Source organism: Mesorhizobium sp. P5_C1 (assembly GCF_054049815.1).
The window spans coordinates 1-8,912 of record NZ_JBFULQ010000218.1 but is presented as its reverse complement, the minus strand read 5'-3'; the positions used below and the strand labels follow the sequence as shown (position 1 = coordinate 8,912).

Below are 8,912 nucleotides of genomic sequence, written 5' to 3'. Positions count from 1 at the left end.
GTAGGGTTCTGGGGAAAGTCCGGAATCCATGACTGGAGTCAAGGCGTTAGGAACCGCAGGGGAAAGCCGTCCCTGTGGACAGGCGAGAGACAAAAGACGCCGTCCCCAAACTTGTCCCCAGCCGTCCGGCGAAGCTGACAGTGCGACGAATTGTGGACAAACTGCCATCTGATACAGTCACCCGTGACCGGCCCGTCTTTCCATCCCGCTTTATCCACAGCCGCCCACAGCCTGGAGTGACCCCTTGTGAACAAACCCCAGAGCTTCTTCCACCTGCATCTAATTTCCGACGCGACCGGCGAAACGCTGCTCGCCGCCGGTCGGGCGGCTTCGGCGCAATACAAGGACGCGCGGGCCATCGAGCATATCTACCCGCTCATCCGCACCGAAAAGCAGGTGGCCAAAGTGTTCGAGGACATCGAGGAGGAACCGGGCATCATCCTCTATACGGTCGTCGACCAGAAGCTGGCGCGCGGCATTGACGAGCGCTGCGCGACCATGGGGCTGCCCTGCGTGTCGGTGCTGGAGCCGGTGCTGACCGTGTTCCAGTCCTATCTCGGCACGCCGGCCGGCCGCCGCGTCGGCGCCCAGCATGTTCTCGACGCTGAATATTTCCGCCGCATCGACGCGCTCAATTTCACCATGGAGCATGATGACGGCCAGCTGCCGGCCAATATGGACGATGCCGACATCGTGCTGATCGGCATCTCGCGCACGTCGAAGACGCCGACGAGCATCTATCTCGCCAACCGCGGCATCAAGACCGCCAATATCCCGATCGTGCTCGGCGTGCCGGTGCCGGAGAGCCTGGTCAACGCCAAGACCCCGCTGATCGTCGGGCTGATCGCCACCGCCGAGCGCATCTCGCATGTCCGGCAAAACCGCATCCTCGGCAACAGCAGCACTTACGAAGCGAGCGACTATGTCGACCGCGCCGCCATCACCGAGGAGCTCGCCTACGCCCGCCAGATCTGCACGCGCCATGGCTGGCCGATGATCGATGTCAGCCGTCGCTCGATCGAAGAAACGGCAGCGGCGATCGTTGCCCTGCGCGGCAAGTCGAGATAAATGAGCGAAAAGTGAGTTTTCCGAGTCTTCTCCAGGCGAAATCTAGCCGAAAGTCGGTGCTGCCCCTCACCTGCCTGCCGGCATCCCCTCCCCGTATAGTGACGAGGAGAGGGGCGCTGCCATCGATAATTTCGCCAATCGCCAGCGGTGCTGGAAACAGCGCCGGCGCTGAAGGTGCCCCTTTCTCCCCGTCACTATACGGGGAGAAATGTCCGGCAGGACAATGAGGGGCAGCGCCCACTTTACCGACTAGAGCTGCTCATACTCCAACCGCGCCTGTGCCTGCGCCCGAGTGCAAAATGACCGAAAAAATCATCCTCGCCTCTAGCAGTCCGTTCCGCAAGGCGATGCTCGTCAATGCCGGCGTCGATGTCGAGGCGGTTGCGGCCGATGTCGACGAGCGGGCGCTCGAGGCGCCCTTGCAGGACAGCGGTGTCTCGCCCGAGGATGTCGCCCTGGTGCTGGCCGAGGCCAAGGCGACCGAGGTCAGCGGGCGCCGGCGTGGTGCACTGGTGCTCGGCTGCGACCAGACGCTGTCGCTCGGCGACGACGTGTTCCACAAGCCGGCCGACATGGAGGGCGCGCGCCGTCACCTGCTGGCGCTGTCGGGCAAGACCCATCAGCTCAACAGCGCCGCCGTGCTGGTCCGCGATGGTCAGGTGCTGTGGCGGCATGTCGGCATCGCCAGCATGACCATGCGCAAGCTCGACCCTGCCTTCATCGGCCGCCATCTGGCTCGTGTCGGCGCCAAGGCACTGGCCAGCGTCGGCGCCTACCAGGTCGAGGGCGAAGGCATCGAGCTCTTCGAGAAGATCGAGGGCGACCATTTCACCATTGTCGGCCTGCCGCTGCTCCCGTTGCTGGCCGAACTTCGTGCCCTTGGAGCGATCGATGGCTGAGGCGACCAAAAAAGCTTTCGTCACCGGCCATCCGATCAAGCACTCGCGCTCGCCGAAGATCCACGGCCACTGGCTCGCCCAACATGGCATCGTCGGCAGCTACCAAGCCATCGACGTGGCGCCGGAGGACTTTGCTCAATTCCTGGCGACGCTGCAGGCGAACGGTTATCGCGGCGGCAATGTCACCATTCCGCACAAGGAGGCGGCCTTCGCGCTGGTCGACCGGCGAGACGAGGCGGCCGAAGAGATCGGCGCTGTCAACACGCTGTGGTTCGAGGACGGCATCCTGTGGGGCGGCAACACCGACGGTCACGGCTTTGCCGCCAATCTCGACGATAATGCGCCGGGCTGGGCAAGCAACGGCCCGGCTGTCGTGCTTGGCGCCGGCGGCGCGTCGCGCGCCATCATCCATGCGCTGAAGCAACGCGGTGTCGCCGACATCCGCATCGTCAACCGCACGCTGGCCCGGGCGCAGGAATTCCGCGATCGCTTCGGCGCCGGCGTTACCGCGCACGGCATGGCGGCGACCGGCGAACTGCTTGCCGATGCCGGTCTGCTGGTCAACACCACGGCGCTCGGCATGCACGGCAATGAGACCCTTGCCGCCGATCCCGCCTTGCTGCCGGGCCACGCCATCGTCAACGACATCGTCTATGTGCCGCTGGAGACGCCGCTGCTTGCCGCGGCCCGCGCAAGGAGGCTGAAGGCCGTCGACGGTCTCGGCATGCTGCTCAACCAGGCCGTGCCCGGCTTCGAGCGCTGGTTCGGCGTCAGGCCGCAGGTTACGGCCGAATTGCGCGCGCTCATCGTCGCCGACCTGGTGCCGAAACCATGATCGTGCTCGGTCTCACCGGCTCGATCGGCATGGGCAAGTCGACAACGGCCAGGATGTTTGCCGAGGCCGGCGTCCCGGTTCATGATTCCGACGAGGCGGTGCATCGCCTCTATGCCGGCAAGGCCGCGCCCTTGGTCGAAGCGGCCTTTCCCGGCACGACGGACGCCGGCGTGGTCGATCGCACAAAGCTGGGCGAACGCGTGCTTGGCGACGCCAGCGCGCTGAGGCGGCTGGAGTCCATCATCCACCCGCTGGTGCGCGCCGATGCCGATGCCTTCCTGGCGCGCAACCGGGCCGACGGTGCGCCGCTTGCGGTGCTCGACATTCCGCTGCTGTTCGAAACCGGCGGCCGCAACCGCGTCGACAAGGTCGTCGTCGTCACCGCCGCGGCCGAAGTGCAGCGCCAGCGCGTGCTGGCGCGACCGGGCATGACCGAGGAAAAACTGGCATCGATCCTGGCCAAGCAGGTGCCGGATGCGGATAAGCGTCGTCAGGCCGATTTCATCATCGACACCGGACAAGGGATGGACGCCGCTCGCGCGGCGGTCAAAGCCATCGTTGCGGATCTGACCGGGGATAAGTCAAGGAATGCCATCTCCTGACGCCAGGCCGTCAGCATTGCCCATTGCCATTTTGTTCCCGTCTTATGATTCTGCTCGCCTGGAGTGACTGATTCGATGCGTGAGATCATCTTCGACACGGAAACCACCGGCCTCGATTCGCGTGACGACCGCGTTATCGAGCTGGGCGGCATCGAGCTGGTCAACCGCTTCCCGACCGGCAAGACCTTCCACCACTACATCAACCCTCAAGGGCGGCCGATCCACGCCGAAGCGCAGGCGGTCCACGGCATCAGCGCCGCGGACCTCGCGGGCAAGCCAACCTTTGCCGAGATTGCCGAGGAGTGGCTGGCCTTCATCGACGGCGCCAAGCTGGTCGCCCACAACGCCACGTTCGACGTCGGTTTCCTCAATGTTGAATTCGGCCGGCTGGGCCACCCGGTCATCGACAATGGCCGTGTCGTCGACACGCTGGCGCTGGCGCGCCGCAAGCACCCGATGGGCCCCAATTCGCTCGACGCGCTCTGCCGGCGCTACGGCATCGACAACACAAGGCGCACCAAGCACGGCGCCTTGCTCGATTCCGAACTGCTGGCCGAAGTCTATATCGAGCTGATCGGCGGCAAGCAGGCTGCCCTCATCCTCGACAGCGCCACCGCGCCGGCTGGGGGTAACGAGAATGTCCGCCAGATTGAAATCACCATCAGCCAGCGCCCGGCCCCCTTGGCGCCGCGCCTGACCGAAGCCGAGCGCGCCGCGCACGCAGGCATGGTCGTCACACTCGGCGAAAAGGCGCTGTGGTTGAAGGTTCTTGGGAACTAAGGTCGTTCCGTAAGCGATCCGCCGGCATCTCCAAACAAAAAACCCGGCGCAAGGCCGGGCTTTCAAACGCTACCGCAACAGCAAGCCTCAGCTCACCTTGACGTTGGACGCGGCCTGGTCTTCCGCCAGTTTCTGCTGGAACATCTGCGCGAAATCGATCGGGTCGAGCATCAGCGGAGGGAAACCGCCATTGCGCGTCGCTTCGGCGATGATCTGCCGGGCGAAGGGGAACAGCAGGCGCGGGCATTCGATGAACAGGATCGGCAGCATGTGTTCCTGCGGGAAGCCGCTGATCGCGAACACACCGCCATAGATCAGCTCGACATTGAACAGCACTTCCTGGTCGAAGGAGGCCTTGGCGTTCAGCGTCAAATTGACGTCGAACTGCTTGTCGGAGAGCGGGTTGGCGTTGACGTTGACGTTGATGGCGATGCCGGGCGCCTTGTCGCGGCCGCGCAGCGAGTTCGGCGCGCCGGGGCTTTCGAACGACAGATCCTTCACATACTGCGCCAGGACGTTGAGCGACGGCTGTGCCGCATTGCCGTTTCCGTTGGCTGCGCCGGGCGCCGCGTCATCTTTGCTTGCCATAAGCCTTTGTCCTCTTGCCTGGGCAGCATCGCTGACCGAATTGAAATCGGGCGTTCGCTACCATGGTCGGCATGACAAGACAAGGTTTGCCACCTTATGCATGTCGCCCAAAAGTGCGCAGCGGTTTTGGGACGACGACATGCATCAAAGCAAAATTTCAGGTGCGCTTCAAACGCACGTCGCCTTGCTCAGGCCTATTCGTCCTTGAGGCGGCGCCAGGGAGAGTTGTGGTCCGGTCCGCGCGCATAGTCGTCGCTGCGCGAATAATCGCCATCGTCGAGGTCGATGGTCTTGTCGCGCTGCCGGCCGCGGAACCCGCCGGTGCTGAAATTGGTGGCCAGCACGACGCGGCCCTTCAACGCCGGCCAGGCGAGATCCCGCACCGGCGGCAGGAACAGCAGCAGGCCGATGATGTCGGTGATGAAGCCGGGTATGATCAAGAGGATCGCCGCTAGCACGATCATCGCGCCATGCGCGAGCTGGCGGCTCGGATCGCGGCCGGCGTCCATTTCGGCCCGGATCCGCGTCATGACGCTGAAACCCTGGTGCCGGAGCAGCAGCGCACCGGCGATGCTCGATGCCAGCACCAGGCCGACCGTCGCCAGGGCGCCCACCTGGCGTCCGACAACCACGAAGCCGGCGATTTCCAGCAGCGGCAGCGCCAGGACAAAAAGGGGAAAGAACGAAATGCGCAAGTCTTGCCAACCCTTTTCGATCGTTTTGGCCGTTGGCGATCAATCGCCGCTGGCACTGGGCCTGTTAGATAGGTATGCCTGCCTTTGATTTGAATGATTGCGCCTTGCGTTCTATATGCTTTGAATGTTGAACGCTATGAGACCGTACCCCTCGGGGCCGGCGGTCCGGCTACAAGGCAGGGATTGATTGGCGGAAGATATGGGATTCTTCGACTTCGGCACGATTTTCTTCCTGATTGCGGCAGTGGTCATCTTTTTCCAGCTGCGCAATGTGCTGGGCCGACGCACCGGCAGCGAACGGCCGCCGTTCGACCCCTACACGGCCGCCCGCAGCGGCGACAAGGATGCCGCGCAGAAACCTGAAAACGTCGTCTCGTTGCCGCGCAAGCGCTTGCCGGGCGAGCCTGCGGCCGAGACTTATGCGGCGATCGACGCCTTCGCCAAGCCCGACACCGACCTCAACAAGGGATTGCGCACAATCAAGGACAACGATCCGTCCTTCGAGCCGAAGAGCTTCGTCGACGGCGCCAAGATGGCTTACGAGATGATCGTCATGGCCTATGCCGACGGTGACCGCAAAACGCTGAAGAACCTGTTGTCGCGCGAGGTTTATGATGGCTTTGTCGCCGCCATCGGCGAGCGCGAGGCCAAATCGGAAAAGATCCAGTCCTCCTTCGTCGGCATCGACAAAGCCGACATCGTCTCGGCCGAGATGAAGGGTGGCGAGRCGCATGTCACGCTGCGTATCATCAGCGAGCTGATTTCGGCGACCCGCGACAAGGCCGGCGCCGTCATCGACGGCGACCCGGAAACCGTCGCCGAGGTCAAGGACGTCTGGACCTTCGCCCGCGACACGCGCTCACGCGATCCGAACTGGAAGCTCGTCGCCACCGAGGAAGAAGACTGAATCCGGTAGAAGTGGCGAGGCTCCGGTGTCGCTATCGCCTCTTTTTGTCGGGAAATCCTTCGGCGCCTTGCCCGGCTGGGATGAGGACGACCATCTCTCTGCCTTCGCGGCCTTTCGCCGTTCCGCTTTCCATGTCCTGATCAAGCCCTATCGCAGCGGTTCGCTTGGTGTCGACTTCAACGCCTTTGCCGAACCCTACGCCGAGGCCCGCATCGTTTCGCCGGCGAATCGGTCGCAGGCCCGCGACTTTTTCGAGCGTCATTTCATCCCGATGAATATCCGCGCCGAGAATGGCGGCTCCGGTCTCGTCACCGGCTTCTACGAACCGCAAGTCGAGGCATCGCCGGTGCGAACGGACCGGTTTTGCGTGCCGCTGCTGTCGCGCCCGGCCGATCTCGTCGATATCGACGAGGCCAATCGGCCGCCCAGCATGGACCCCTACCTCGCCTTTGCCCGCCACACGCCGCATGGACCGGTCGAATATCCCGACCGCGGCGCCATCGAGCGTGGCGCGCTTGACGGCAAGAGGCTGGAAATCGCCTGGCTGGCCGACAAGGTCGATGCCTTCTTCATCCATGTGCAGGGCGCGGCCAGACTGAACATGACCGACGGCAGGCTCCGCCGCGTCACCTACGCCGCCAAATCCGGCCAACGCTTCACCGGGCCCGGTAAAATCCTCAGCGAAATTGGCGAGATCCCGCTGGAAAAGGTGACGATGCAGTCGATCCGCGCCTGGTTCAAGGCGCACCCGGACCGCGTCGACGAGATCCTTTGGCAAAACCGCTCCTACATCTTCTTCCGAGAGGCCGATGTCGAGGACGCCGCCCTTGGCCCGATCGCCGCCGCCAAGGTGCCGCTGACGCCGGGCCGCTCCATCGCCGTCGACCGCCTACTGCACACATTCGGCACGCCGTTCCACATCGATGCGCCGTCGCTGACAGCTTTCGACGCAAAACCGTTCCGGCGCCTGATGATCGCGCAGGACACCGGCTCCGCCATCACCGGGCCGGCGCGCGGCGACCTGTTCGCCGGCTCGGGCGATGCGGCAGGCGAGATCGCTGGCGTGGTGCGCAACGCGGCCGATTTTCATGCGCTGATCCCGCGTGCTCTCGTTCCGGGTGCGAATCGATGACCCGGCGGCGAGCCAGACCGAGCGAAGCCGAGCTCAGCGAGGACGACCGGGTGCTGTGGAACCTGGTGGCGCGCACGGCCAAACCGCTCAAGGGCAGGATGGCCATCGACATCCCCGATATCCCGGCCGAGGCCAAGCCGATGCAGACGCAAGCGGCCCAGCCCGTTGCCAACCAGGCAGGCGCGGCAAAGCCGAAGACGCAGCATGTCGCGCACGCACTCGACGAACCGACGCTGGACAAGCTGTCGAAGGGACGGCTGCCGATCGAAGGCCGCGTCGATCTGCACGGCCTGACCCAGGACGAGGCCTATTCGCTGCTGTTCTCGTTCCTGCACCGGGCGCATGCCGGCGGCATTCGCTACGTGCTGGTCATCACAGGCAAGGGTTCGTCCTCCGGCGGCGACGGGGTGCTGCGGCGCGCCGTGCCCGCCTGGCTGTCGACGCCCGCCTTCCGGCCGCTGGTCTCCAGCCACGACCATGCCGCCCGCAATCATGGCGGCTCCGGCGCGCTCTATATCCGGCTGCGGCGGCACCGCGCATGAAGACGCGGGCATGACGCCGTTCGGCGAGAAGCTGCGGGCGCTCCGAAGCGAGCGCGGTGTCAGCCAGAAAGATATGGCGGCCGCGATCGGCGTCAGCGCCGCCTATCTGTCGGCGCTGGAGCATGGCAGGCGCGGCGCGCCGACCTGGACGCTGATCCAGAAGATCATCGGCTATTTCAACGTCATCTGGGACGATGCCGAGGAACTGGCCCGGCTGGCCGAAGCCTCGCATCCGCGCGTGAAGCTCGACACGTCAGGCCTCAGTCCCGCCGCCACCGAGCTTGCCAATCTCTTGGCCGAGAACATCGAGAAACTCGACGAAGCGGAACTGCGCCGCATTACCGCCTCGATCCGCGCGGCACTGGGCCGGCAACCGTAGCGAGGCCGGAGCCGCGAGTTTTACACGCGCGTCCGCTTCTGCCTGAAGAGCTGCCCGCCGGCGGTCCGCTGCGTCGAGATCATTTCTTGCCGGCCGCGCCGCCCTTATCTCCCCGGCCGCCATTGTCATTGTGGCCTCGACCACCGTTTCCACCGCCCAGACAGTTCGAGTCGCCATTGCTGCAACAGCGCCCGCCCCACAGGTCATTGGTCGATGTCTTGGCGCAGCCTGGAATGGTCTGATCTGCCAAAGCGGATCCGGCCAGCGCCGATACCGCGACGGCGGCGAGAAGGGTATTTCGCAAAAGTGCAGTCATCGGAAGTCTCCATGGTTGGTTTCTATCCACGGCCATGTGTCGTTGGCCGGGAGGGAATGGTTCATGGAGAATGCGGAATTGTTGGAAGCGTGAAGTGCAGGGCCTGCAACGCCGCGCTGCCCCTCATCCGCCTGCCGGCACCTTCTCGCCGTATAGCGACGGGGAGAAG

12 protein-coding genes are annotated in these 8,912 nt (G+C 64.4%); 9 read left to right on the top strand and 3 right to left on the bottom strand.

The annotated features are described in order from the left end of the window. The first annotated feature begins 246 nt into the window (after positions 1–246). The 5 genes from ACXJ7R_RS17895 to dnaQ all read left to right on the top strand — a co-directional run bounded on the left by ACXJ7R_RS17895 (position 247) and on the right by dnaQ (position 4,184). The gene (locus ACXJ7R_RS17895) at positions 247–1,068 is read left to right on the top strand and encodes a pyruvate, water dikinase regulatory protein (RefSeq protein WP_095083883.1); all 822 of its coding nucleotides are present in this window, start codon (positions 247–249) and stop codon (positions 1,066–1,068) included. A gap of 299 nt (positions 1,069–1,367) precedes the next feature. Continuing rightward, positions 1,368–1,967, top strand: a complete 600-nt coding sequence (locus ACXJ7R_RS17890) for a Maf-like protein (protein WP_457152998.1) — start codon at positions 1,368–1,370, stop codon at positions 1,965–1,967. Continuing rightward, on the top strand, positions 1,960–2,802 hold the full coding sequence (locus tag ACXJ7R_RS17885; protein ID WP_457152997.1) for a shikimate dehydrogenase: 843 nt from the start codon (positions 1,960–1,962) through the stop codon (positions 2,800–2,802). The genes ACXJ7R_RS17890 and ACXJ7R_RS17885 overlap by 8 nt, the downstream gene beginning before the upstream one ends. Continuing rightward, positions 2,799–3,404, top strand: a complete 606-nt coding sequence (gene coaE / locus ACXJ7R_RS17880; protein WP_457152996.1) for a dephospho-CoA kinase — start codon at positions 2,799–2,801, stop codon at positions 3,402–3,404. Before ACXJ7R_RS17885 ends, coaE begins: the two co-directional genes overlap by 4 nt. A gap of 75 nt (positions 3,405–3,479) precedes the next feature. Continuing rightward, entirely contained in the window at positions 3,480–4,184 is a 705-nt protein-coding gene (gene dnaQ / locus ACXJ7R_RS17875) for a DNA polymerase III subunit epsilon (protein WP_457152995.1), read from the top strand. A gap of 87 nt (positions 4,185–4,271) precedes the next feature. Here dnaQ and secB read toward each other — a convergent pair whose 3' ends face one another. Together secB and ACXJ7R_RS17865 are read right to left on the bottom strand one after the other, a co-directional pair. After that, complete coding sequence (gene secB, locus ACXJ7R_RS17870; protein ID WP_095083878.1) at positions 4,272–4,772, bottom strand: protein-export chaperone SecB; 501 nt, start codon at positions 4,770–4,772, stop codon at positions 4,272–4,274. Between the two features lie 194 nt (positions 4,773–4,966). Beyond that, positions 4,967–5,467, bottom strand: a complete 501-nt coding sequence (locus ACXJ7R_RS17865; protein WP_457152994.1) for an FxsA family protein — start codon at positions 5,465–5,467, stop codon at positions 4,967–4,969. Positions 5,468–5,666: 199 nt separating this feature from the next. Between ACXJ7R_RS17865 and ACXJ7R_RS17860 the strand changes: the two genes are divergently transcribed. Genes ACXJ7R_RS17860 through ACXJ7R_RS17845 form a run of 4 tightly spaced genes read left to right on the top strand, consistent with a single transcriptional unit; the run spans position 5,667 to position 8,427 of the window. Further along, positions 5,667–6,374, top strand: a complete 708-nt coding sequence (locus ACXJ7R_RS17860) for a Tim44/TimA family putative adaptor protein (protein WP_457152993.1) — start codon at positions 5,667–5,669, stop codon at positions 6,372–6,374. A gap of 25 nt (positions 6,375–6,399) precedes the next feature. Continuing rightward, positions 6,400–7,506, top strand: coding sequence for a murein transglycosylase A (mltA, locus tag ACXJ7R_RS17855; protein ID WP_457152992.1), 1,107 nt, complete (start codon positions 6,400–6,402; stop codon positions 7,504–7,506). Continuing rightward, the gene (locus tag ACXJ7R_RS17850; RefSeq protein WP_457152991.1) at positions 7,503–8,048 is read left to right on the top strand and encodes a Smr/MutS family protein; all 546 of its coding nucleotides are present in this window, start codon (positions 7,503–7,505) and stop codon (positions 8,046–8,048) included. Before mltA ends, ACXJ7R_RS17850 begins: the two co-directional genes overlap by 4 nt. Positions 8,049–8,058: 10 nt before the next feature. Next, entirely contained in the window at positions 8,059–8,427 is a 369-nt protein-coding gene (locus ACXJ7R_RS17845; RefSeq protein WP_457152990.1) for a helix-turn-helix domain-containing protein, read from the top strand. Between the two features lie 79 nt (positions 8,428–8,506). Here ACXJ7R_RS17845 and ACXJ7R_RS17840 read toward each other — a convergent pair whose 3' ends face one another. Continuing rightward, positions 8,507–8,743 (bottom strand): hypothetical protein, encoded by a 237-nt coding sequence (locus ACXJ7R_RS17840; protein ID WP_184872749.1) that lies wholly within the window; start codon positions 8,741–8,743, stop codon positions 8,507–8,509. Positions 8,744–8,912 lie beyond the last annotated feature (169 nt).